The sequence below is a fragment of the Saccharothrix sp. NRRL B-16348 genome (assembly GCF_001280085.1).
Taxonomy (GTDB): domain Bacteria; phylum Actinomycetota; class Actinomycetes; order Mycobacteriales; family Pseudonocardiaceae; genus Actinosynnema.
In genome coordinates this window covers 75,627-98,830 of sequence record NZ_LGED01000219.1, presented here as the reverse complement: position 1 = coordinate 98,830, position 23,204 = coordinate 75,627, and the positions used below count along the sequence as shown (strand labels likewise).

Genomic DNA, 23,204 nt, shown 5'->3' with positions numbered 1-23,204 from the left:
GTCAAAGTTAAGGCGCACCTGTGGCGTAGATCACCTTCAGCGGTCTAGGGTGACTCTCCGTGAGAGTGGGCATACCCGTCGAGGCGCGGCCCGCCGAGCGCCGCGTAGCCGGTCTACCGGAAACGGTGACCACGCTGATCGGTGCCGGACTCACGGTGGACGTGCAAGCCGGAGCGGGCAGACACGCCCACGCCTCGGACGCCGCCTACCGCGCAGCCGGTGCGAACGTCATCGCCGACCACCCGGCCGGGCAGTCCGACGTGATCGTCTCCGTCCAACCACCGACACCCGAGCAGGCCGCCGCCCTCCGCGAGGGCGACATCACGATCAGCTTCCTGCAACCCAACAGCGAGCCCGAGCTGGTCGAGGTGCTCAAGGCCAACAAGGTCACCGCGTTCAGCCTCGACCTGCTGCCGAGGGTGACCAGGGCGCAGTCCGCGGACGCCCTGTCGTCGCAGGCGCTGGTCGCGGGCTACCGCGCGGTGATGGAGGCGGCCAACCGGCTGCCCAAGTTCCTGCCCATGTTCACCACGGCGGCGGGCACCATCCCGCCCGCCAAGGTGCTCGTCCTCGGCGCTGGCGTGGCGGGGTTGCAGGCCATCGCCACGGCACGACGCCTCGGCGCCGTGGTCGAGGCCTACGACGTGCGTGCGGCGGCCAAGGACGAGGTCAAGAGCCTCGGCGCGAGGTTCCTCGAACTGGACCTCGAAACGCAGCAGGGCGTGTACGCCGAGGCGCAGTCGGAGACGTTCCTGGAACGCCAGCGCGAGCTGATCGCGGAACGGGTCGCCGCGTCCGACGTGGTGATCTCCACCGCCGCCATCCCGGGCCGCAAGGCGCCCGTGCTGGTCACCAACGACATGCTCAAGGCGATGGCGCCCGGCTCGGTGGTGGTCGACCTGGCCGCCGAGTCCGGCGGCAACGTCACCGCCAGCAGCCCGGGCGAGGAGACCTGGGTCGGCGAGGTGCTGGTCTACGGCGCCAAGAACATGCCGAGCGGCATGCCCGTGCACGCCAGCAGGCTCTACGCGCGCAACGTGGCCAACCTCCTGATGATGATGACGAAGGACGGCCAGGTCGTGCCGGACCTCACCGACGAGGTGCTGGCCGGCTGCTGCCTCACGCACGCGGGCGAGCTGAGGAGGGAGCTGCCGTGATCGACCTGTTGACGATCTTCGTGCTGGCCGTGTTCGTCGGCTTCGAGGTCGTGTCGAAGGTGTCCACGATCCTGCACACGCCGCTGATGTCGGGCGCGAACGCGATCCACGGCGTGATCCTGGTCGGCGCGATCCTGATCACCGGCCGGGCCGAGGGCGCGCTGGAGGTCACGCTCGGCCTGGCCGCGGTCTTCCTGGCCACGGTCAACGTGGTCGGCGGCTTCGTGGTGACCGACCGGATGCTGGAGATGTTCAAGGGCCACAAGGCGGGCAAACCCGTCAGGAGCGGGGCCAACGGGCACAAGGAGGTGGGCGGGTGAGCCCCACCTGGGTCCAGCTCGCGTACCTGGTCGCCGCGCTGTGCTTCGTGCTGGCGCTCAAGGGCCTGAGCACGCCGAGGTACGCCCGCGCGGGCAACCTGCTCGGCGCGGCGGGCATGGCGCTGGCCGTGGTCACGGCGTACGTCCACGGCGCGGTCCGCAACGGTCTGCTGATCGTGCTCGCGGTGGCCGCGGGCGTGGTGGTGGGCATCCCGGCGGCGCGGTCGGTGAAGATGACCGCCATCCCGCAGATGGTGGCGCTGTTCAACGGCGTCGGCGGCGCGGCGGCGGCGCTGGTGGCGTTGACCGAGTTCCTGGCCGTGCCGCACGGCTCGGTGCTGTTCCAGCTCTTCACGGTGCTCACCGTGCTGATCGGGTCGGTCAGCTTCTCCGGCAGCGTGGTCACGTTCCTCAAGCTCCAGGAGATCATGACCACCCGGCCGGTGCTGCTGCCCGCCGGTCAGCTGCTCGGCGTGGGCGCGGCGGCGGTGAGCGCGCTGCTCGCGCTGTCGGTCGTGCTGACCGGCAGCGGCGTGCTGCTGGTGCTGCTGGCGCTGGCGGGTCTCGCGCTGGGCGTGCTGTTCGTGCTGCCGGTGGGCGGCGCGGACGTGCCGATCGCGATCTCGCTGCTCAACGCGTTCACCGGCCTGGCCGTCGCGGCGTCCGGCTACGTGCTGGCCAACACCCTGCTGATCGTCGCGGGCACTCTCGTCGGCGCGTCCGGCACGATCCTGACCCGGCTGATGGCCCAGGCCATGGGTCGGCCGCTGACCAACATCCTGTTCGGCGCCTTCAAGGCCACCACGGCGACCGCGGCGACCGACGAACAGCGCACCGTGCGCGCCGGCACGGTGGACGACGTGGCCATCATGCTCGGCTACGCCCACTCCGTGCTGGTGGTCCCCGGTTACGGCCTGGCCGTGGCGCAGGGCCAGCACGCGGCGCGGGAGCTGGCGCAGGTGCTGGAGCAGCGCGGCGTCACGGTGCACTACGGCATCCACCCGGTCGCGGGTCGGATGCCGGGCCACATGAACGTGCTGCTCGCCGAGGCGGACGTGCCGTACGAGCACCTCAAGGAGCTCGACGACGTCAACCCCGGCATCGGCAGCGTCGACGTGGTCCTCGTGGTCGGCGCGAACGACGTGGTCAACCCGGGCGCGCGGGACGAGCCGAGCAGCCCGATCTACGGCATGCCGATCTTCGACGTGGACCGGGCGAAGGCCGTGGTGTTCATGAAGCGCTCGATGCGGCCGGGCTTCGCGGGCGTGGACAACAGCCTGCTCTACAACCCGAAGACCACCATGCTGTTCGGCGACGCCAAGGAGTCGCTGACCAAGCTGCTGGCCGCGGTGAAGCACGTCTAGAGCTCGTACCCCGGCACGGCGGGCGCGAGGTGGTCGCCGTACGCGGCGTCCACCTCGACCCGCCGCCACCACGCCGTCCGCTCCTCCGTGGACAGGTCCGGCACCAGCACCGCCACCCCGTGCTCCCGGATCAGCGGGATCATCCGCTCCACCGCGGTGTGCAGGAGCGACTCGCGCGGCGGCCCGGCGAACCTGTCCACGATGGACGGGTCGAGGACCAGCGAGTCCACCGGCAGCTCGCTGAACAGCGACAGCTCGGCCTGGCCGCCGTTGAACCGGGACAGCCCGGTGGCGATCCCGTTGTCCCGCAACACCTGCGCGTTGTCGTCGCCCCTGCCTTCGAGCATCGACCGGGTGTCCAGGAAGATCCGCAGCCGGGACGCGGGCAGGCCGGTCTCGTCCAACGTCCGCTTCACCGTGCGCACCAGGTCCTCGTCGCGGGACTGCATGGGCGACAGCTCGAAGTACAGGGTGCCGGAGGACTCCGCTCCGTTCGCGGCGGCCGCGGCCTCGTGCAGCGCCCACTGGCCGAGCGCCAGCGACAGGCCGGTCTCCTCGGCCAGCTCCACGCACTCGTCGTGCCCGACCTCGTCCCAGCGCAGCCGGGCCACGTGGCCGAGCACCCGTCCGTCGACCAGGTCGACCACCGGCTGGTACTCGACCTCCAGCTCCTGCTCGTCCAACGCGCCGGCCATCCGAGTGGCCCGCGCCTGCCGTTCCCTCAGTAGCTGGTCGGCGTGCTTGTCGTAGGGCAGCCACTGCCGCTTCCCGCGAGACTTGGCCCGGCGCAACGTCGCGTCGCCCGCGCGCAGGATCTCCGCGACGCCCCACCCGGCGGGCGGCCGGTCGACCACGCCGATGGACGCGGACAGGGCGACGCCGTGGTCCATCGGCCGCCGCAGCGCGTCGTTGATCCGGTCGACCATGTCGGGCACGCTCGGCGTGGCCGGCGAGTGGTCCACCACGATGCCGAACTCGTCGCCGCCCATCCGGGCGACCAGTGCGGCATCGCCGTCCACCAGGGCTTCGAGCCGGTGGCCGACCTCGGTGAGCAGCCGGTCGCCGACCGCGTGGCCGAGACCGTTGTTCACCAGCGAGAACGCGTCGAGGCCGAGGTGGTAGAGCGTGACCCCGCCCGGTGACGTGCCGTGCAGCCTCTCCAGCCGGGTGGCGAGGCGCTGCCGGTTGGACAGGCCGGTCAGCGAGTCGTGCAGCAGCTGGAAGTCCAGGTTCTTCTGCAGCAGGTGCAGCTCGCTGACGTCCTCGACCATGGTCACGTGGTACGCGGGCTCGCCGTCCGCGTCACGCAGCGACGACATCCCCAGGTGCACCCACACCGGCTCGCCGTCCTCGCGCAGCAGCCGCCGCTGCTCGCGCATCCGCTCGACCCGGCCCTCGCCGACCGCCCGGTACTTGTTCGCGAGCGCGTCGGCGTCGGCCGGGTCGAACAGCTCGACCAGCCGCCGCCCGGTCAGCTCGCCGCGGTCGCGGCCGATCATCTCGGCCAGCGCCTCGTTCACCTCGACGCACCGGCCGCGCAGGTCGGTGATCACGATGCCGAACGCGGCGGAGTCGAACACCTCGCGGAACCTGGCCTCGCTGGCCGCCAGCACGCGTTCGGCCCGCAGCTTGGCCGCCATGAGCGCGTGCTTGACCTCCTCCTGCTGGTCCAGCGCGTCCAACCGCATCGCGGTGGCGAAACCGGTGCTCACGCTGCCGAGGATGGCGACGACCTTCTCCGCCAGCCGCGGCACGCCCTGCAGCTCCGGGCTGAACAGCAGGGCGTGCCCGAGCACGTCCACCGTGCGCTGCAACGTCTCCGGCCCGGTGAAGTGCGCCTCGACCAGCCGTTGGCCCACCACGCCGACCGGTTCGACGGCGAACGGCTCGGCCTGGACCGCGTCGACGATCACGTCCACGAACTCCAGCAGGTACAGCTCGATCTCGACCGGCGACATCGGCACGTACGCGGTCGGGTAGACCGCCCGCATCCACTCCCGCGCGATGTCCTGCCGCCGGGTCCTAGCGCGTGGCGACATGTCGGCTCACTTCTTGCGCCCCACGCCGGCGAAGATGCCCGCCCGGTCGGCGTCCTCCTCGACGGAACCCTCCTCCGGCCGCCAGTCCGGCAGCGGCACCACGCCGGGCTCGACCAGCTCGAAGCCGTCGAACAGGGCGGTGATCTCGGCGTGGCCGCGCGGGAACATCGGGTCCGGGCTCTGGCGCATCACCGCCACGACGCCGGCCATCTCCTCGGGTTGCAGGTCGGACGTGAACTGGGAGAGGGCGAGGTGGCTGCCCGCCGGCACGGCGTCGCGGTACGCGGCGACCACGCCCGCCGGGTCGCGCTCGGGCGGCACGAAGTGGAACACCCCCACGGCGAGCACGCCGACCGGCTCGGCGAAGTCGATCAGGCCGGTGTCGCGGACGCCCGCCAGCACCGCGTCCGGCTCGGTGAGGTCCTCCTGCAGGACGTCGGACTGGTCGTCGTCGGCCAGGATCATCCGGCTGTGCGCGACGGCGACGTCCTCGAAGTCCACGTACACCACGCGTGACTCGGGCGCCGCCTTCCGCGCGATCTCGTGCACGTTGCCGACGGTCGGGATGCCGGAGCCCAGGTCGAGGAACTGCCGCACGCCCGCGTCGACCAGGTGCAGCACGGCCCGGCGCAGGAACGCGCGGTTGAGGCGGGCGATGGTGCGGCCGTTGGGTTGGGCGCGCAGGAACTCCTCCGCGAGCTCGCGGTCGGCCGCGAAGTTGTGCCCGCCGCCGAGCAGGTAGTCGTAGAGCCGTGCGGCGCTGGGCAGCCCCGTGTTCACGTCGTCGGGGACCCAGCTCAGCCGATCCGCCACCTCGTCCTCACCCGTGTGTGTGCCAGCCCGAGCCTTCGCCCCGCCGGGGCGAGATTACTGATCCGGGGGAACTCGCGGGCGAAGACAGGGCCGCTTGTCCCCGATCGGCGTACACACGGTCACCAGTGCGATCACGGCAAGTGCCCCGAACGCCACCCTCGCTCCCCACTGCGCGTGCACGAAGAGCGGGACCGCCACGCCGAACGCGGTGCCGAGCGCGCGGGCGAGGTTCACCAGTCCGCCACCCGATCCGGCGTCACCGCGGGGGAGGGCGCCGAGCACGGCCGCGTTGTTGGCCGGGGTGAAGAGGCCCAGCCCGAGCCCCAGCGCGACCAGGGCGACCGGGTGCACGTGCCAGGCGAGCACCCCGCAGGCCACTGTGGACAGTGCCGCGCCCGCTCGGGGCACGCGCCACGGCGACGCCGCGCCGAGCGCGAACCCGACCGGCAGCGCGGTGAGCAGCAACCCGGTCTCGAACGGGCCGCGGTCGGACGTGAACGGCACCAGGACCAGCGGTCCGAACAGCACCAGGTAGCCGCACACCGCGCCGACCAGGCCGCCCTTGACCCGGCGGACCAGCGGTTCGCGCCACACGTAGCCGACACCCGCGGGCAGCGCGAGCAGCAGCAGGAACGGGCTCGCGCCGGACAGCACCAGCAGCAACGCGGTGGTGGCCGTGGCGAGCAGCACGACGGCGAGCCCGTCGACCGGCCCGCTGCCGCGCTCGTGCGTGCGGGGCAGCAGGAAGTGGCCCGCGACCAGGGCGGCGACGCCGACCGGCACGTTGATCAGGAACACCCACTGCCACCCGAACGCCTCGACCAGCAGGCCGCCGACCGTCGGGCCGAGCGCCAGCCCCAACGCCTGCGCGGTGGCCTGCACGCCCAACGCCTTGCGCATCCGGTCCCGCGGCACCGCCGCCACCACCAGCGCCACGCTGTTGGCCTGCAACATCGCCGCGCCCAACGCCTGCACCACCCGGAACGCGATCAGCACGTCCAGGTCCCGGGACAAGGCGCACGCCACCGAAGCGCCGGTGAACACCACGAACCCGTACAGGTACACGAGCTTGCGACCCCGCCGGTCCGACCACTTCCCGATCGGCGCGACGAACGCGGCCAGCGTCAGCAGGTACGCCAACGACACCCACTCGGGTGAAGCGCCGAAGTCGTCCCGCAATGCGGGCAGGGCGAGTGTGACGACGCTCGCGTCGAACTGGCCGAGGAACGCGCCGAGGCACACCGTCGCCACAGCCAGCCAGGGCGCACCGGCCCAGGTCGCGACCCGCCGCGGCCGGGGTGATTCCGCGACGAACCAGCGCAGGGAGCGATTCATCGCCTCCAGACTATCTCGGTCTCCGACATATCGCGACCCAGTACCATTCGCGCATGTCAGACGAGGCACGCTCGCTCACCGACGTGGTCACGAGGCTCCGCCGGGCACTGCGCACGAGCATCCGGTCGGAATGGCCGTGGGACTCCCTGCCGATGGCGCAGGTGGAGTTGCTCCAGACGCTCGCCGAGCGTCCTCCGATGCGCGTGGGCGACCTCGCGGCCGAGTTGAGGCTTGCGCCGAACACGGTAAGCGGGCTCGTCGGCCAGCTGATCGAGAACGGTCTGGTCGAACGGGGCGGCGACCCCAGCGACCGCCGCGTCGCCCGACTTTCCGTGACACCGCAGGGGCACGAGCAGCTGGCCGTCTGGCAGGCCGCGCACGAGAAGCGCATCGGGTCGGCGCTGGACAAGCTCGACCCGGGCGAGCGCGCCGACGTGGTCCGCGCCCTGGCCGCCCTCGACCACCTGGTGGACCACCTGCGTGCGCACTGAGGCCCGGACCGTGACGGCCGTCGCGCTGGGCGGCGGCCTCGGCGGCCTGGCGCGGTACGGCCTGGCCGCGGTGGTGCCCGGACCGTGGGGCACGCTGCTGATCAACGTCGTCGGCTGCGCGCTGATCGGTGTCCTGATGGTCCTGGTGCCCCGCCTGCACCCGCTCGCCCGGCCGTTCCTCGGCATCGGGGTGCTCGGCGGCTTCACCACGTTCTCGGGCTACGCGCTGGACGCGGTGCGGCTGGGTGGGCTGACCGCGGTGGCCTACCTGGTCGGCACCCTGTTCCTGGCGCTGTGCGCGACCTTCGCCGCCATGGCCGCGACCCGCCGGGTGTGGCCATGACGGTGGTGATGGTGTTCGTCGGGGCGGCGGTGGGCGCGTCGCTGCGGTACTTGGCCGGCAGGTTGGTGCAGCGGACGTTCCCCTGGGCGACCCTCGCGGTCAACGTCGTCGGCTCGTTCGTGCTCGGCTGCGTGGCCGGCACGTCACCGGACCTGTTCGCCCTGGTCGGGATCGGCCTGTGCGGCGGCCTGACCACCTACAGCACGTTCAGCTACGAAACCGTCCGGCTGACCGAGGACGGCCGCTACCTCCAAGCCCTGGCCAACGTCACCGCGAGCCTGTCCACCGGCCTTGCCGCCGCCGCCCTCGGCTACGCCCTTACCCGATGACGTTGAACACCTGCCTCATCCACCGGTCGAGGAAGCCCCGGACCTCTTCAGATGCGCGGATCGCCAAGGATCACCGAGCGGCAGGGCACGGACCGGCCGCAGGCCCGGGTTCGGCATGCGGATCACCGCGTGCTCCTGCGCCACCTGGCTGCGCAGCAGTTCCGAGAACCGGTGGATCTCGGCCTTGTCGACGTCACGGCCCCGGAGCCCGTTGGACTCCTCCTGCACCGCGACGAGCAGCGACCCCGCCACCAGGACCGCGCCAGTGGTCAACTGCTCCGGCCGCCGACCTTGGCTGCGGTGCGGCCTGCCGCCGCCTCTAAACCGGACACCGCCTACACGCTAGCCTCCAGCCGGCCCAGCACCTCCGGCAACTCGCCGGGGTGCACGACGCCGAGTCGTTGCGTGGCACGGGTCAGTGCCACGTACAGGTCGCTCGCACCGCGCGGCGACTCGGCGAGGATGCCCGCCGGGTCGACGACCAGCACCGAGTCGAACTCCAGGCCCTTCGCGTCGGTCACGCCCAGCACCACCACCTGGGCGTCGAGGTCGTCCGACGCGCCCGGCACGGCGGCGCGCAGCGACGCCACCGACGCCGACGGCACGATCACCGCCAGCTTGCCGTCCCCGATCGCGGCGACCTCCTTGTCCACCACCGAGGGCAGCGCCTCGTCCAGGGACGGCGCTCGCAGGCTCCACGGCGCGAAACCGCTGTCCCGCACCGAAGTCGGCGGCACGAGGTCCGGGTCGACCGACGCCAGCACGTCCGCCGCCACGGCCATGATCTCCGACGGCGTCCGGTAGTTGACCGTCAGCTCGGTGAGCTTCCAGCGGTCCATCACGTACGGCGACAGCACCTCGTGCCACGACGACGCCCCCGCGATGTCGCCGGTCTGCGCGATGTCGCCGACCACGGTCATGGACTTGGACGGGCACCGGCGCATCAGCGTCCGCCACGCCATCGGGGACAGCTCCTGCGCCTCGTCCACGATGATGTGCCCGAACGTCCACGTCCGGTCCGCCGCCGCGCGCTCGGCCGCCGTCTCGTAGCGCTCCGCGCCGTGCCGCTCGGCCAGCTTGTAGGCGTCCATCAAGTCGGTCGCCATCAGGATCTCCGGGTCGGCGTCGTCCTCCAGGTCGAGGATGTCGAGCACGCCCTGGGCGTAGTCGATCGCCTGCCGCCGCTGCCGCTCGGCCCGCGCCTTGGCCTCGGTGTCGTCCTCGCCGAGCAGTTCCGCCGCCTCGTCCAGCAGCGGCACGTCGGCGGGCGTCCACTCGGCGCCGCGCGGACGGGCCAGCAGCTCGCGCTCGGCGGGGGAGAGCTTCGGCGTGGCCTTGGCGATCAGCTTCGGCGACGCGTACAGGTCTTCGAGCAGCCGCTGCGGCGACAGGGTCGGCCACAGCTTCTCGATCGCGGCCTGCACGGCGGGGTCCTCGCGCAGCTCGCGCCGGATGTCGTCGATGTCGGCCTGGTCCAGCAGGTGCCTGCCCAGCCGGGACACGGCCTGCGACGCCAGCGTGGAGATGATCTCGCGCTGGAACGTGCGCCGCGCCTCGTTGTGCGGGCGGCGGGTGCGTCGCGCCCGACCGCGGGCGTCGCTGATCGCCCGCCGGTCCAGCCGCAGCACGTCACCGTCGAACGGCACCTCGACCAGGCTCGGCGCCTCCTGCCGGTCCCGGATCGCGTGCGCCACCACGTCCGCCATCTCGATGCGGCCCTTCAACGCGGCCACCTCGGCGGGCTCCCGGCCGACCGCGGTGAGGCCGGGGAACAGCTCGCCGACGGTCGACAGCAGCACGCCCGTCTCGCCCAGCGACGGCAGCACCTGCCCGATGTAGCGCAGGAACGTCGTGTTCGGCCCGACCACCAGCACGCCGCGCTTCGCCAGCTGCCGCCGGTGCGTGTAGAGCAGGTACGCCGCGCGGTGCAGCGCGACCGCCGTCTTGCCGGTGCCCGGACCGCCCTGCACGACGACCACGCCGTTCAGCTCGGTGCGGATGATCTTGTCCTGCTCGGCCTGGATGGTCGCGACGATGTCGCCCATCTGGCCGGTGCGGCTCGCGTTCACCGCGGCCAGCAGGGTGGCCTCGCCGGTCAGGCCCTCGGACCGGCGGTCGAGGTCGACCGAGTTGATGTCCAGCACCTCGTCGTCGAACCCGACGACCTTGCGCTGCTTGGTCCGCAGGTGCCTGCGCCGGCGCACGCCCTCCGGCGCGGCGGCGGTGGCCAGGTAGAACGGGCGGGCGGCGGGCGCGCGCCAGTCCATCAGCAGCGGCTCGTACTCCTTGTCCTCGTCGAACAAGCCGATCCGGCCGATGTAGAACCGTTCGTCGGTGTGGAAGTCGAGCCGGCCGAAGCACAGCCCGTTCTCCACCGCGCTGTACTGCGCCAACTGGTCGGAGTACATGGCCACCGAGGTGTCCCGCTCGGAGCGCATCTGGTGCGTCCCACCGGTTTGCCGCAGCGCCCCGGCCAGGCGCTTCGAGCTCTGATCGCGGAGGTCGTCCAGCCTGCCGTACAGCATCGACACGTATTCCTGCTCCGACTCGGTTTCCGCGAGCCGGAGGTCATCGGAGGGGCTTGACAACGTGCCTCATTTCTGGATAGCGTGTTTTATCAGCCTGTGTCGCATTGCGGCTGACGGTTTCCTGCGGGCTTACAGTCCTGCGCCCGTGATGCGCAGAACGTCTAATCTACTACACGTTCTTCCCGCCGGTGCGTGAACAAGTCCGCGCCCGCGACCCGCCACCGTGAACGCGCGAAGGCCGCCGCCGAGCGGGTGCTCGACGACGGCCTGGCGATCTTGTCGGGGCTGCGGCCCGGTGGCTGGAGCGGGGCGTCAGAGCTGGTCGGCGACGATCCCCCCGATCGCGGCCATGCCTCGCGCGTTGGGGTGCATCGGCGCGGCCGGGCCGGTCGCCGCCACGCCCTCGAACCACCTCGCCCGCGACGACGCGCACGCGTCGTGGCCCACGCTCGGCGTCTCGACGTCCACGAACGACGCGCCGTGCTCGGCCGCTTCCCGGGCGAACAGCACGTTCAGCCGGTGGATGCTCCCCTGCAGGTAGTCCGCGTCCCTGGCCCAGATCGGCTGGTCCGGGTAGCAGCCGCCGGGCCGGATGTAGGTGCCGTAGCCGACCACCACCACCCGTGCCCCGGGCGCCCGCTCGGAGATCAGGTCGAGCGCGGCGGCGAACTCGGCCGCGTAGGCGTCGATCCGCTCGGCCAATCGGTCCCGGCCGCCGGCGGTGAGCTCGTCGCGGCACGACGTGCCGACCGGTTGGGGCAGCAGGTTGACGCAGGCCGCCGCCACGTCGACCAGCTCGACGTCGTTGCCGCCGATGCTCAGCGTCACCAGGTCGGTCGACGGGCTCAGCGCGTCCGCCTGCGGCGGCTGCGTGCCGTCGAAGGTGGACTGCGACCCGGCCAGGTCGTCGGTCACCGCGCCGGAGCACGTCACGTCCGTGAGCCGGGCCCCGATCCGGTCGGCCAGCACGGATGGCCAGTTGCGCATCGAGCGCAGGCAGCCCGGCGCGGCCGGGTCCTGCTGCGGGATGAGCGGTCCCGCGGCGGACGAGTCGCCGAGCGCGACGTACTCGTAGTCCGGCTCCGCGCCGTCCGGTTCGGCGACCGCCGCACCGGTGGTCCAGGTGATCGACAACGCCGCCAGCAACGCCGGTAGCAGCCTGCGCACGGTCGCCTCCTCTTCGTGATCGGGTGGTGTCCGCTGGACATGATGTGGCCTTGGCCACGGTGATGGGCCGGCGAGCAGGGGTAGATCACCCGAGCGGGTACGCGACGGCGTTGCGGCGTTGCTGTGGGACCGCGGTGCCGGGGATCGCGACCGCGTTGCGGGATCGCGCATCACGTCGGGTGATGGCCTCCCCATGGCCCCACCACCCGATGAGCGGCTCTGCGAAGGCACGCGGGTGAAACCGGATCGCGAGGCATGATCGCTCCGGCACGCTGGGGCGGTGAAGGAGAAGCGCCGGGAGTTGGCGAGGTTGTGCCGCGTCGCGGTGGACCGGCCGAAGTGGCAGCTCGGGCTCGCGGTGGTCGTGTCGGCGTGGTCCTTGGCGTGGGTGGTGGGTCAGGCGTTCGGCGCGCCGAGCCCGCTGGAGGTGCTGCCGGTGCGGTGGGCCGGCCTGCCGACGGGGTGGCTGGACGCGACGCGCGGGTGGTTCGACGGGCGCACCGGGTTCCTCGCCGTGGCGGGCGGTCTGCTGTGGGCGATGACGAGTGCGAGCAGGCAGGCGTCGGCGTTGGTCGGCTGGCTCGCGGTGATGGCGGCGGCCGAGGACGTCGGCTACGTCGCGGTGAAGTGGGCGCTGCTGTCGTTCGCGGTGTTCCTCGCGGCGATGGGGTTGGTGTCGATCACCGGGCGGCGGGCGTTCGTGGTCGACCGGGTGGCGGTCATCCCGCGGGACGTGGCCAGGGCGGGCGCGACGGCGGTGGCGCTGTCGGCGGTGGTGCCGCTGGTCGCGCCGGGGCTGGTGCTGGCCCGGCTGGTCGGCCCCTACGTGACTCGGCCACCGCGTCGACGGCCGGGGACGCCGATCGTCCGACCGCTTTCCGCCGAACGGCCGCCGGTCGGCGGGACACCCGGCGGCACACCCGGTGAACTGCCCGAACCCGTCCCGGCGCAGCGCGGATCGCGATGACGGCGGCCCGATTTCGCGATCCGGTCAGGGCATGCAAATAGTTTTGCGCCCCAACAAATCTATCCGCGAAAGCCGAGCGAACCTCACATCACATTCCGGAATCGCCTGTTTGGGCTTACCGGTCCGTATCCATCAAGATGTGCGCGTGCCAGAAAATCCCGCCGAAAACCGCTTAGCCAAGGTGATGCGTCGTCAGCCCGTTCAGCAGCGCGGCGCCGCCACGGTGTCCGCGATTGTCGATGCCTGCGCGACGCTGCTCAACGACTACGACTACGACGACATCACCACCGCCCGGATCGTCGAGCTAGCAGGCGTGCCAATTGGATCGTTCTACCAATACTTCCCGGACAAGCGTTCTGTTGTGCACGCGCTGGCCCTGCGCGGCATGGAGGAGTACCTGGGCCGGGTGGAATCGCTGTTCACGGAGGGTCGGCTCGCCGAGGACTGGCGGGAAGCGGTGCAGCAGGTCGTCGCCGTCTACCTGCGGATGCTGGTCGAGATCCCGGGCTTCGGGAGGGTCCGGTTCAGCGACCTGCTCGACGGTCACCGCCTCGACGCCTCCGTCGACCAGTACGAGCTGATGGCCGAACGGTTGCGCGACCTGTTCCTGACCCGCTTCGCGGTGCGGGGCGACGCGCCGGTCATGCTGACGTTCCGGATGGCCGCCCAGACCGCGGACGCGATGTTCAAGCTGGCCGAACGGGTCGATCCCGACGAGCGTCCGGTGGTGCTGCGCACCGCGGACGGAGTGATCTTGAAGATGTTGTCCGGAGTGTTCGACCCCTCGTGACTTGCCGCGCCGGTCCGGGTGGTGTGGGGTGGACCGGTGAGCGACGACTTCGACGTGATCGTGATCGGCGGTGGCCCGGTGGGCGAGAACGCCGCCGCCCGGACCGCCGCCGGTGGACTGCGGACCGCATTGGTGGAAGCCGAACGCGTCGGCGGTGAGTGCTCGTACTGGGCGTGCATGCCGAGCAAGGCGTTGCTGCGTCCCGGCCACGCGCTCGCCGCCGCCCGTCGGGTGCCGGGCGTGCCGGTCGGGGCGCGGCTGGACGCGACCGAGGTGCTGAAGCGGCGCAACAGCTTCACCTCCGACTGGGACGACTCGGGCCAGGTCGAGTGGGCCGAGGGCGCCGGGCTGACCGTGGTGCGCGGCCGCGGCAGGCTGGCGGGCGAGCGCCGGGTCGACGTGGACGGCCGCGTGCTGACCGCGACGAAGGCGGTCGTGGTGTGCACGGGCAGCGTGCCGCGCGTCCCGTCGCTGCCCGGACTGTCGGACGTGCCGTACTGGACGTCCCGCGAGGCGACCTCCGCGCAGGAGGTGCCCAAGTCGTTGGTGGTGCTCGGCGGCGGCGTGGTCGGCGTGGAGATGGCGCAGGCCTGGGCCCGGCTCGGGTCCGACGTCACGCTGGTCGTGTCCGGCGAACGGCCGCTGCCGAAGTTCGAGGCGTTCGCGGGCGACCTGGTCGCCGAAGGGCTGCGGGAGGACGGCGTCCGCCTCCTCACCGGGGTCAAGGCGGTCGGTGTGTCCACTTCGGACGGTTCGGCCGGCGCTGATGGCTCGGCCGGCTCGGCTGAAGTTTCGCTGAAGTTGTCCGACGGCACGGCGGTGACCGGCGCGCACCTGCTGATCGCGACCGGTCGTCAGCCGGCGACCTTCGACCTCGGCGTGGAGCAGCTCGGCTTCACGGCGGGCAAGGCGCTGGAGGTCGACGACACCGGCCGGGTGTCCGGAGTGGACTGGCTGTACGCGGCGGGCGACGTCACGGGCCGCGCGTTGCTGACCCACCAGGGCAAGTACGCGGCACGGGCGGTCGGCACGGCGATCGTCGCCGGCGCCACCGACCCGGAGCCGTGGACCGCGCCGGTCGCCACGGCCGACCACACGGCCGTGCCCCAGGTGGTGTTCACCGATCCCGAAGTGGCGGCGGTCGGCTGGTCCGAGGCGCAGGCGCGCGAGGCCGGCCTGGAGATCCGGGTCATCGACCTGGACATCGCGGTGGCCGGGTCGTCCCTGCACGCGGACGGGTACCGGGGCAAGGCGCGGATGATCGTGGACGAGCGCAAGCGCACGCTCGTCGGCGTCACGTTCGCGGGTCCGGACGTGGCGGAGCTGATCCACGCGGCCACCATCGCGATCGTCGGCGAGGTCACCGTGGACCGGTTGTGGCACGCCGTTCCGGCGTACCCCACCATCAGTGAGGTGTGGTTGAGGCTCCTTGAGGCCTACGGTCTCTGACGCTGTGTGCACGGTGTGTCAGCACATCGTGTACACCCTCCGCCGACTGCCGTATCGACCGTGCGGCCATAGAGACTCTTAACCTCAAAATGCGGCTTCAGCTCATTACACTGCGGATGTGACCAGGGGAACTGTGGCTCTCGCGATAGGCGCGGTGCTGTGGTGCGCCTTCGTCATCGCGTCCACGTTCCTGCCCGGCGGCCCTTCGTGGTCGCCGGTCGCGGTGCACCTGCCGGGCTTCCTGATCGTGCCGGTCGTGCTGCACACGTTGTTCCGCGCGCGGTCCAACGCGTTGCTGTGCCTGGCCCACGTGCCGAAATCGGTGCTCTTCACCGGATTCGCGATCGCGGTCGGCGGCTGGTTGTTCTCGTTCGGCGCGATCGCCGGGAAACCCGGCACCGAGACGTTGTGCGCGGTGGCCGGCCTGGTGATCGTGCTGCACGTGGCGTTCGGGTTGATCGGCGTCGGCATGGTGCGCACCGGGCGCTGACCTGGGCTGTTCAGGGCCGTTGGGGGTTTCGCCGCTGGGTCCGTCCCCGGTGCTCAGCCCTGCGCGGCGGGCAGCCGCAACGCCTGCTCGGCGATCTTGGTCAGCTCCGGGTCGGCCGGGTCCTGCTCGCCCTCGGTCCACACCACCTGCGTGATGCGCAGCTGAGCGCCCTTCGCCGACACGCGGATCGCCGACCGGTCGAACGACGCCGGACCGCCCGGCCAGCCCTTGCCCTCCTTGACGAGGGCGGTGACGCCGCCCGAGCCCGCCGCCGACGCGATCGCGTGCAGCTCCGTCGCCCGGGTGGCGTCGGGCAGGCTCAGCTCGGCGATCGCGACGCCGACCTTCCGTCCGTCCACTGTGGTCTCGTACTGGGCGCGCCGCAGCTGCATGCACAGGTGCGAGGTCAGCCACGCCCGGACGTCGCCGAACGCGTGCGAGGCGCAGTCGTCGGTCCGGTCCGCGCCGCGCGGCGAGAAGTTCCGGCCGTCCACCACGACCGTGGTCGGCTGCGGCGTCGGCGTGGTGGTCGTCGAGCTGTCCGCCGCGTCGCTCGACGACAGCGAGATGATCAAGGCGATGACCAGCAGCACGGCGACGACCGCGCCGGCCGCGTAGGGCAGCAGCTTGCGGCCGGCCGGTGCGGGCGCGACCTTCGGCAGCAGCATCGTGCTGGCCGACGCCAGGTCGGCGGCCGCGTCGGAGAAGCCCTCGGCGATCAGGTGCTGACGGCTCGGCGGCGCGCCGGTCGGCGCGAGCACGGCGACCAGCTTGGCCGCGTGCTCGGCCGAGCACGGCCGGTCGCTGGTGGCCAGCTCGCGCGCGGCGGCGAGCAGCGTGGTCGGCTTCGGGTGCAGGACGCGCACGCCGCGGTTCAGGTCGACGGTCGACTGCACGACCTGGCCGACGTACGGGCCGACGGCGACGACGGTGGTGACCGGCAGCGGCTCGCCGCGCATGTCCTGGATGCGGCGGGCGACGGCGGTGGTGGCCGCCAGCGCCTCGGCGGCCGGGCTCGTCGCGCCGTCCGTCCGGGTCAGCGGCCAGCCGTCGATCTTCCACTGCCCGTTGAGCGGCGCCTCCAGCCGCATGGCCGGGTCCGGCAGGTCGACGCCGACGACCACGAGCACGCCGCGCGGCAGCACGATCACCGCGTCCAGGTCGCGCGGGCTGTCCGGCGGTCGCACCCCGAGCAGCGCGACACCGCCGAGCACGGCGTCGCCGTTGCCCCACGTGCTCAACGCGGCGCGCACGTCGGCGCCCACCGCGGAGGGCTCGGTCCCGAGTCGGATCAGCCGCACGGGATCACCACGAGATCGCGCCGTTCGGCGGTCCGCACGTCGGCGTGCCCCGCGGTCACGTCGGCGTGCCACCCGGTCTGACGTTCGGCGTTCCACACGGTCGGACACGGTAGCGCCGTCGGGTGACGGCCGGCCGCGCGCATCGCTGGAGATGACGTTGCGTGACAACCATCACCTGAACGTGTCTGCCTCGTTAGTGGGTTGCTCAACCCTGCATTGGAGGTTTGTCCGTGATGCGCAAAGCCGCCCTGCTCGCGGCGGGCACGCTGGCACTGTCGACGGTGGTCGTTCCGTCCGCCTCGGCCGGTCTGCTCGCCCCCGTGTCCGCGTTGCTCGCCAGTCAACTGTCCGGGTCCGGTGGTCAACTGTCTGGTGGTCAGGCCGGGACGGTGTTCGTCCACGGCGCCGACGTCGGTGCCGCCGAACGGGCGGTGCGGGACGCCGGGCTCAGCCGGATCACCAGCTTCGACCGGATCGGCGTGGTCGCGGCACGCGGCACGGCCGCGCAGATCACGGCGGCGCGGTCGGCGGCGGGGGTGACCTACGTCGAGGCGAACCGGCCGATCGAGTTCACCGGGTCGACGTCGCACACGGCGACCCGCGGGTTGGCGGCGCGGCAGACCCTGACCGGCGCGAACGGGCTGGCGTTGGACGGCAGCGGCGTCACGGTCGCGGTGATCGACTCGGGCGTCGACCCGACGCACCCGGCGTTCCGGCAGGCGAACGGCCAGACCAAGGTCGTGCGCAGCCTGAAGAGCGTCTGCCTGGACGAGGCGAGCGCGGGGACCGGCTGCATCCTGGACGTGCCGACGTCGGTCGACACCGACCTGCTGTCGGTCGGCGGGCACGGCACCCACGTCACGGGCATCGCCGTCGGCGGTGACACGACGTTGAGCGACGGCACGGTGGTCCGCGGCGCGGCGCCGGGCGCGAAGGCGGTGGTGATCTCCACCGGCGCGGTGCTGTTCATCATCGGCGCCGACGCGGCGCTGAACTGGGTGCTGGAGAACCACCGCGCGCCGTGCGGCGCGGGCGTCCCGGCGTCGGTGTGCCCGCCGATCAAGGCGGTCAACAACTCGTACGGGCCGTCCGGCGGTGGCGCGTTCGACCCGAACTCCACGACGGTCAAGCTGCAGCGGGCGTTGGCGGCCGAGGGCGTCGTGACGGTGTGGGCGAACGGCAACGACGGCGGGGATGGGAGCGCGAACCTGTCCAACCCGCCCGGCCAGGACCCGACGCCCGGCGTGCTGTCGGTGGCGTCGTACCACGACCTGGGCACCGGGACGCGTGACGGAGCGGTGTCGGAGTACTCGTCGCGCGGGCTGGTGACGGACCCGTCGACGTGGCCGGACATCTCCGCGCCCGGTGAGGACATCACGTCGGCGTGCCGTCCGTACCTGGTGATCTGCGCGACCGGGTTGCAGCCGCAGAACGGGCCGGGGCTGCTCGACCTCGGGACGTTCAACACGATCAGCGGCACGTCCATGGCCGCGCCGCACATCACCGGCATCGTGGCGCAGTTGTTCCAGGCCAGGCCGGACGCCACGGCCGGGCAGATCGAGGCGGCGTTGAAGGCGACGGCGTACAAGTACGGGGCGGGGGCCGGGTATCAGGTTGTCGGGCCGTACACGACCAGCCATGACAAGGGGACGGGGTTGGTCGACGTGGTGGCGGCGGTCGGGGCCCTGTGATCGGCCTCCTCCAGATCACGTGAACGTGCCCGGGTGATCCCGGAAAGTGACCTCGCGGCCCGGTCCGGGCCGCGAGGTCGCCGATTTTGGGGTCGAAAGTCCTGTATCTGACCCGCCTGGGTGAGGAACGCGATGGTTCTTATGGCGGACTGCTGCCGCAGCGGGCAGAATGACCAAGTCGGGAATTCGCAAGATCGTCCGCATCCTCGAGAGGTCGTAGGGGAAGACGTCCCTCGTCGAGTAGCGGAGGTCAGCTGTGAGCACCCGTGGCAGCAGCAGTGGCGTGGTCTACGTCCACTCGTCGCCGTCTGCGGTCTGTCCGCACGTCGAGTGGGCGATCTCGGGCACCCTCGGTGAGCGAGCGGACCTCAAGTGGGCGGCGCAACCCGCGGCGCCTGGTCAGTTGCGCGCCGAATGCAACTGGACCGGCGACGCCGGCACCGGTGCCCGACTCGTGTCCGCGCTCAGGGCGTGGCCGATGCTCAGGTTCGAGGTGACGGAAGACCCGAGTCCAGGTGTGGATGGCGTGAGGTACTGCTTCGCGCCCGTGTTGGGGTTGTGGCACGCGCGTACGAGCGCGAACGGCGACATAGTTGTTTCAGAGGACCAACTTCGAGCACTGGCTGCGCGTAGTAGAGGCGGTGAGTCGTTCGCGCACGGGGTGGATGAGATCTTGGGCGCGGCTTGGGATGACGCCCTGGAACCGTTCCGGCGGGCGGGCGATGGTGCGCCGGTGACGTGGTTGCACCGGGTTGGTTGAGTCCGGCTCGATTTGACATGGGGCCCTTACGGGCACTCCAGGCAGGCCAAAGCCGGGCAGGCCTGGCGGGAAGGCCAAAGCCGGGCAGGCCTGGCGGGAAGAGCGTCCGCCAAGCCTGCCCGGCTTCGACCAGCCTAAAGCACCCGAACCCATGTCAAATCGGGCCTCGGCGGGGCGGTTGCGGGTCCGTTGTGGTGCTGTTGGGTCAGTCAGGCCTAGTGGGCTGGTTCCGGGTCCGTTGTGCGGATGTTTGGTGTTGGGGTTGGTTGCCAGGCGGCCATCAGGTCCCGGTAGAGGGGGGAGGTGGCCAGTAGGTCGTGGTGGCTGCCCAAGAGGGGTGGGCCGCCGTCCATCAGGAGGACCAGGTCTGCGCGTAGTGCCGACGAGAGTCGGTGGGCGATCACGATCAGGGTGCCGCCTCGGGCTGCGAATGCCTGTTCCACCAGGGCTTCTGCTGACGGGTCCAGGGCTGATGCCGCCTCGTCGAGGATCACCACGTCCGCCGGTGACGCGTAGACCCTCGCGGCGGCCAGGAGTTGTGCTTCGCCGCCCGACAGGCCTCCGCCCGCGTGGCCCACCGTGCCCGACAGGCCGCCCAAGCGCGTCACCAGTTGTGACGCGCCGACGGCCTCCACCGCGCGCAGCAGCTCCGCGTCGGACGCCGACGGTGTGAGCAAGGCCAGGTTCTCGCGGACGGTGCCGGTGAAGAGGTAGGTCTCCTGGGGGACCAGGGCGATGCGTTCGTGGCGCAGTTCCGGGGTGACGGAGCGGACTGGGGTGCCGCCGAAGAGGACCGTGCCTTCTTGGGGTTCGACGAGGCCCGTGACCAGGCCGGCCAAGGTGGACTTGCCGATGCCGCTCGGGCCGATGACGGCCAGGTGGGAGCCCTCCGGCAGGACGAGGTCGAGGGAGCGCACGACTGGTTCGGCGGTGGGGCTCCAGCCGAACGTCACGCCGCGCAGCTCTACTTCGTGGCCGGTGGGTTTGGCGTTGCCGGCCGGCTCTGTGATCGGGGGTGCGGCCTCTGCCAGTCGGCGCAACGCCACGACCAGTCGGAGCACGATGGTGCTCGTCGTGTCCGCCAAGCGACGCAGCGCGGGCTGGACGCTGGTGCTCAGGTACACCACGGCACCGAGGATCTCGCCGACCGTCAACGTGCCGGCCCGCACCATCCCCGGCGCCACGAGCAGCAGCAGCACGAGTGGCGCGAAGCCGCCCAGCGCGATCACCACACCGCGCAACGCGGTGGCGTACGCCATCCGCACGGTCGCCGAGGCTTGCCGGTCCACCTGCTCCATCACGTCGTGCAGGGCCTGTTCCGAACCACCGACGGCCACCACGTCCCGCATGCCGAGGAACACCGTGCCGGCCACCGCCGCCGACTGCTCGTCGGCCAGCACCAGCCGCCGCTGGCCACGTGCCAACGACGGCAGCAGCAGACCGAACAGCACGAGCGCCGCCACCACCGGCAGGATCACCAGCCACGCCAACGACGACACCGTCACCGCCAACCCGACCAGCGCCGCCGCCGTGGTCACGAGCAGCGCCCGCGCCTGCACCAGCACACCGGCGGTGGCGTCGCGCACCACCTCGACGTGCCGGGTGATCCGGGCGACCGCGCTCGCGTCCGGCTGACGGGTCTGCGAACCACCGTGCAGCACACCGCGCACGACCTGGCGCACCAGCGCGTCCCGCAACGGCTCGACGACCGCACCGAGCCGCATGAACACCTGCCGCAGCCCGAACCCGCCGAGCACGGCGACCGCGGCGAACAGCAGCAGCCACCCGACGCCGACCCAGGGCCGGCCGGCCGCGAAGCCCCGGTCCACCGCCAACCCGACCAACCGGCCGGACAGCAGCGCGGGCACTCCTTCCAACACCGACCAGCCGAGCAGCACGACGATGCCGCGCCGCTGGTCGCGCAAGGCCCGCAGGTACGTCATCAGCCGAACACCGCCCGGTACTCGTCGTCGTCCCACAGCTCGGCGTGCGGCCCCACCGCGCGCACCCGGCCCTCGTCCAGCCACACCACGACGTCCGCCCTCCGCGCGGTGGCCGCGCGGTGCGTCACCACGACCCGCGTCCGGCCGGGCAACGCCGACTCGACCGCACGGTCCACAGTGGACTCCGTCACCATGTCGAGGCTCGCCGTGGCGTCGTCCAACACCAGCACCGCCGGGTCGCGCACGAACGCGCGCGCCAAGCCGAGCCGCTGCGCCTCACCACCGGACATCGGTGCCGCCGACATCGGGGTGTCGTAGCCCTCGGGCAGCCGCACCACCACGTCGTGCACCTGCGCGGCACGGCAGGCGGCTTCCACCTCGTCCTGATCGCGGGACGTGCCGTAGCGGACCGTGTCGCCGACCGTCGTGCCGATGAGGGAGGGGCGCTCGAACGCGTAGCCGACGGACCCGCCGCGCCGCACCTGTCCGGTGGACGGCTGGGTCAGCCCGCCGATCACCGACGCGAGCGCCGACTTGCCCGACCCGGACCGGCCGACCACGGCCACGAACGTCCCGGGGGGCACGGTCAGGTCGACGTCGTGCAGGGCGCCGGACACGTTCACACCGGTCAGCACCAGTTCGCCGGCCGCCGCGCCGCCCGGCGGGTTCTCGGCGGGCACGGGTGTCGACAGCACTTCGTCCAGCCGTTGCGCGGACGCCCGTGCGCGCTGGAAGGCCGTCAACAGGGTGGCCTGGCCGACCACTGTCATCCCGAGCGCCACGTACCCGAGGGTGGCCAGCACGTCACCGACGCTCAACCGGCCCGCGACCACGCCGAACCCGGCGGCGGTCAGCACGGCCAGTTCCACGGCGGGCAGGAGGAGGCCGGCCCGCCAGATCATCCGCGCCTGCGTGCTCCACATGCCGACGCCGGCGGCCGTCAGGCGGGGGAGGGGGCGCAGGACGCGTTCGGCCTCTTGGTCGGCGCGGCCGGAGGCGGCGATCGTGCGCAGGCCGCCGACGGCGTCCACCAGTCGTGCGGACAGCTCGCCGGACACCTCTTGGTACGTGGCCACGTCGGCGGCGGTGAGCCGCAGGTGCGAGCGCACCAGCAACGCGGCCAGCGGCACGCTCAGCAGGAACACCAGGGCGAGCCGCCAGTCCAGCAGCGCCAACGCGGTGATCGCGCCGGCCGCGGTGACGACCGAGATGCCCAGGTTCACCGCCAGCACCGAGACGCCGCCCGCGATCGCGCTGTCACCGGTCAGCCTGCTCACCGCGTCACCCGGCTCGAACCGCGCCGGGTGACCCAAGGCCACCAGGTGGGCGGTCAGCCGGCGCCGCAGCCACGCCGCGCCGCTCGCGGTGATCGCCGCCGCCAGCACCACGCCGATCGCGTCACCGAGGATCTCCACGCCCGCGAGCCCCACCAGCCACAACACCGTGCCGCGGTCCAGCCGCCCGGCCAGCGCCATGTCCACCGCCGAGGCCAGCGCGGTGGGCAGGAGGAGTCCGGCGGTCGTGGCCGGCAGCGCGTTCAGCGCCAGCAGCAGCCAACGGGGATCTCGCCGCACGACAGAAGAGAGCACCATGCTTTGGGACTCCTATGACGATTGCCGCGGTCGGGCGCATCATGTGTCGGGGGTTCGACGGCATGCCGTCGAACCCCCGATGACCGGGTGAGCGGCGCACTTCGACTGCGCCGCTCATCCGGGATGCAGCTGAGCTGCGAGTCGAACTAGCAGATCACGAGGCTCACGGTGGAGTGGGCGCCACAGCCCAGCAGGGACAGGCCCGAGGCGGACGTGCTGCCGCCGCCACCGCTGCTGCTGCCGCCCGACGCCATCGCGTTGGAAGCGGCCTCGGGGGTCTCCATGTCCTGCAGGTCGAGGATGAAGTCCATGGTGGTAACTCCTTATTCGGGGGG

22 protein-coding genes are annotated in these 23,204 nt (G+C 71.9%); 12 read left to right on the top strand and 10 right to left on the bottom strand.

What is annotated here, in order from left to right; translation table 11 throughout:
- Positions 1-59 precede the first annotated feature (59 nt).
- The 3 genes from ADK67_RS30790 to ADK67_RS30780 are packed head-to-tail and all read left to right on the top strand — an operon-like array spanning position 60 to position 2,841.
- Positions 60-1,157 (top strand): Re/Si-specific NAD(P)(+) transhydrogenase subunit alpha, encoded by a 1,098-nt coding sequence (locus ADK67_RS30790; RefSeq protein WP_053720043.1) that lies wholly within the window; start codon positions 60-62, stop codon positions 1,155-1,157.
- Positions 1,154-1,477: an NAD(P) transhydrogenase subunit alpha gene (locus tag ADK67_RS30785; RefSeq protein ID WP_442974208.1), complete on the top strand. Its 324-nt coding sequence runs from the start codon at positions 1,154-1,156 to the stop codon at positions 1,475-1,477. Before ADK67_RS30790 ends, ADK67_RS30785 begins: the two co-directional genes overlap by 4 nt.
- Complete coding sequence (locus ADK67_RS30780; RefSeq protein WP_053720042.1) at positions 1,474-2,841, top strand: NAD(P)(+) transhydrogenase (Re/Si-specific) subunit beta; 1,368 nt, start codon at positions 1,474-1,476, stop codon at positions 2,839-2,841. Before ADK67_RS30785 ends, ADK67_RS30780 begins: the two co-directional genes overlap by 4 nt.
- Here the strand turns inward: ADK67_RS30780 and ADK67_RS30775 are convergent.
- From ADK67_RS30775 to ADK67_RS30765, 3 genes are read right to left on the bottom strand one after another with little or no spacing between them, the layout of a single operon-like run.
- The gene (locus tag ADK67_RS30775) at positions 2,838-4,880 is read right to left on the bottom strand and encodes an EAL domain-containing protein (RefSeq protein WP_053720041.1); all 2,043 of its coding nucleotides are present in this window, start codon (positions 4,878-4,880) and stop codon (positions 2,838-2,840) included. The genes ADK67_RS30780 and ADK67_RS30775 overlap by 4 nt on opposite strands.
- A 6-nt stretch (positions 4,881-4,886) precedes the next feature.
- Positions 4,887-5,693, bottom strand: a complete 807-nt coding sequence (locus ADK67_RS30770) for an SAM-dependent methyltransferase (protein WP_053720040.1) — start codon at positions 5,691-5,693, stop codon at positions 4,887-4,889.
- A gap of 54 nt (positions 5,694-5,747) precedes the next feature.
- Entirely contained in the window at positions 5,748-7,028 is a 1,281-nt protein-coding gene (locus tag ADK67_RS30765) for an MFS transporter (protein WP_063797770.1), read from the bottom strand.
- 53 nt (positions 7,029-7,081) lie between these two features.
- On the opposite strand from ADK67_RS30765, the gene ADK67_RS30760 reads away from it, so the two are divergent.
- Genes ADK67_RS30760 through crcB form a run of 3 tightly spaced genes read left to right on the top strand, consistent with a single transcriptional unit; the run spans position 7,082 to position 8,191 of the window.
- A complete protein-coding gene (locus ADK67_RS30760; RefSeq protein ID WP_053720039.1) occupies positions 7,082-7,519 on the top strand; it encodes a MarR family winged helix-turn-helix transcriptional regulator in 438 nt (145 codons plus the stop codon).
- Entirely contained in the window at positions 7,509-7,862 is a 354-nt protein-coding gene (locus ADK67_RS30755) for a fluoride efflux transporter FluC (protein WP_053720038.1), read from the top strand. The genes ADK67_RS30760 and ADK67_RS30755 overlap by 11 nt, the downstream gene beginning before the upstream one ends.
- A complete protein-coding gene (gene crcB, locus ADK67_RS30750; protein ID WP_053720037.1) occupies positions 7,859-8,191 on the top strand; it encodes a fluoride efflux transporter CrcB in 333 nt (110 codons plus the stop codon). The genes ADK67_RS30755 and crcB overlap by 4 nt, the downstream gene beginning before the upstream one ends.
- A 15-nt stretch (positions 8,192-8,206) precedes the next feature.
- Here the strand turns inward: crcB and ADK67_RS30745 are convergent, their stop codons facing one another.
- The 3 genes from ADK67_RS30745 to ADK67_RS30735 all read right to left on the bottom strand — a co-directional run bounded on the left by ADK67_RS30745 (position 8,207) and on the right by ADK67_RS30735 (position 11,886).
- Positions 8,207-8,464 carry a hypothetical protein gene (locus ADK67_RS30745; RefSeq protein ID WP_053720036.1) on the bottom strand — a complete coding sequence of 86 codons (258 nt, stop codon included), beginning with the start codon at positions 8,462-8,464 and terminating at the stop codon, positions 8,207-8,209.
- A 62-nt stretch (positions 8,465-8,526) separates the two neighbouring features.
- A complete protein-coding gene (locus tag ADK67_RS30740) occupies positions 8,527-10,779 on the bottom strand; it encodes a HelD family protein (protein WP_053720035.1) in 2,253 nt (750 codons plus the stop codon).
- A gap of 252 nt (positions 10,780-11,031) precedes the next feature.
- Positions 11,032-11,886, bottom strand: coding sequence for an SGNH/GDSL hydrolase family protein (locus ADK67_RS30735; RefSeq protein WP_231648424.1), 855 nt, complete (start codon positions 11,884-11,886; stop codon positions 11,032-11,034).
- 280 nt (positions 11,887-12,166) lie between these two features.
- Here ADK67_RS30735 and ADK67_RS30730 point away from each other — a divergent pair, with 280 nt between their 5' ends.
- The 4 genes from ADK67_RS30730 to ADK67_RS30715 all read left to right on the top strand — a co-directional run bounded on the left by ADK67_RS30730 (position 12,167) and on the right by ADK67_RS30715 (position 15,582).
- Positions 12,167-12,853 carry a hypothetical protein gene (locus ADK67_RS30730; RefSeq protein ID WP_157620945.1) on the top strand — a complete coding sequence of 229 codons (687 nt, stop codon included), beginning with the start codon at positions 12,167-12,169 and terminating at the stop codon, positions 12,851-12,853.
- Between the two features lie 109 nt (positions 12,854-12,962).
- Positions 12,963-13,643, top strand: a complete 681-nt coding sequence (locus ADK67_RS30725) for a TetR/AcrR family transcriptional regulator (protein WP_231648423.1) — start codon at positions 12,963-12,965, stop codon at positions 13,641-13,643.
- A gap of 36 nt (positions 13,644-13,679) precedes the next feature.
- A complete protein-coding gene (locus ADK67_RS30720) occupies positions 13,680-15,092 on the top strand; it encodes a dihydrolipoyl dehydrogenase family protein (protein ID WP_082404060.1) in 1,413 nt (470 codons plus the stop codon).
- Between the two features lie 118 nt (positions 15,093-15,210).
- Entirely contained in the window at positions 15,211-15,582 is a 372-nt protein-coding gene (locus tag ADK67_RS30715) for a hypothetical protein (protein ID WP_053720032.1), read from the top strand.
- Between the two features lie 53 nt (positions 15,583-15,635).
- Here ADK67_RS30715 and ADK67_RS30710 read toward each other — a convergent pair whose 3' ends face one another.
- Positions 15,636-16,883, bottom strand: a complete 1,248-nt coding sequence (locus ADK67_RS30710; protein WP_053720031.1) for a hypothetical protein — start codon at positions 16,881-16,883, stop codon at positions 15,636-15,638.
- A 233-nt stretch (positions 16,884-17,116) separates the two neighbouring features.
- Between ADK67_RS30710 and ADK67_RS30705 the strand changes: the two genes are divergently transcribed.
- Together ADK67_RS30705 and ADK67_RS30700 are read left to right on the top strand one after the other, a co-directional pair.
- A complete protein-coding gene (locus ADK67_RS30705; protein WP_053720064.1) occupies positions 17,117-18,574 on the top strand; it encodes a S8 family peptidase in 1,458 nt (485 codons plus the stop codon).
- 256 nt (positions 18,575-18,830) lie between these two features.
- A complete protein-coding gene (locus tag ADK67_RS30700) occupies positions 18,831-19,334 on the top strand; it encodes a DUF3145 domain-containing protein (protein ID WP_123743506.1) in 504 nt (167 codons plus the stop codon).
- Between the two features lie 215 nt (positions 19,335-19,549).
- On the opposite strand, the gene ADK67_RS30695 is transcribed toward ADK67_RS30700, so the two are convergent.
- From ADK67_RS30695 to ADK67_RS51375, 3 genes are all read right to left on the bottom strand, one after another.
- The gene (locus tag ADK67_RS30695) at positions 19,550-21,277 is read right to left on the bottom strand and encodes an ABC transporter ATP-binding protein (protein ID WP_053720029.1); all 1,728 of its coding nucleotides are present in this window, start codon (positions 21,275-21,277) and stop codon (positions 19,550-19,552) included.
- Positions 21,277-22,869: an ABC transporter ATP-binding protein gene (locus ADK67_RS30690; RefSeq protein ID WP_053720028.1), complete on the bottom strand. Its 1,593-nt coding sequence runs from the start codon at positions 22,867-22,869 to the stop codon at positions 21,277-21,279. Before ADK67_RS30690 ends, ADK67_RS30695 begins: the two co-directional genes overlap by 1 nt.
- 146 nt (positions 22,870-23,015) lie before the next feature.
- Complete coding sequence (locus ADK67_RS51375; RefSeq protein ID WP_123743503.1) at positions 23,016-23,180, bottom strand: SapB/AmfS family lanthipeptide; 165 nt, start codon at positions 23,178-23,180, stop codon at positions 23,016-23,018.
- Positions 23,181-23,204: the final 24 nt, after the last annotated feature.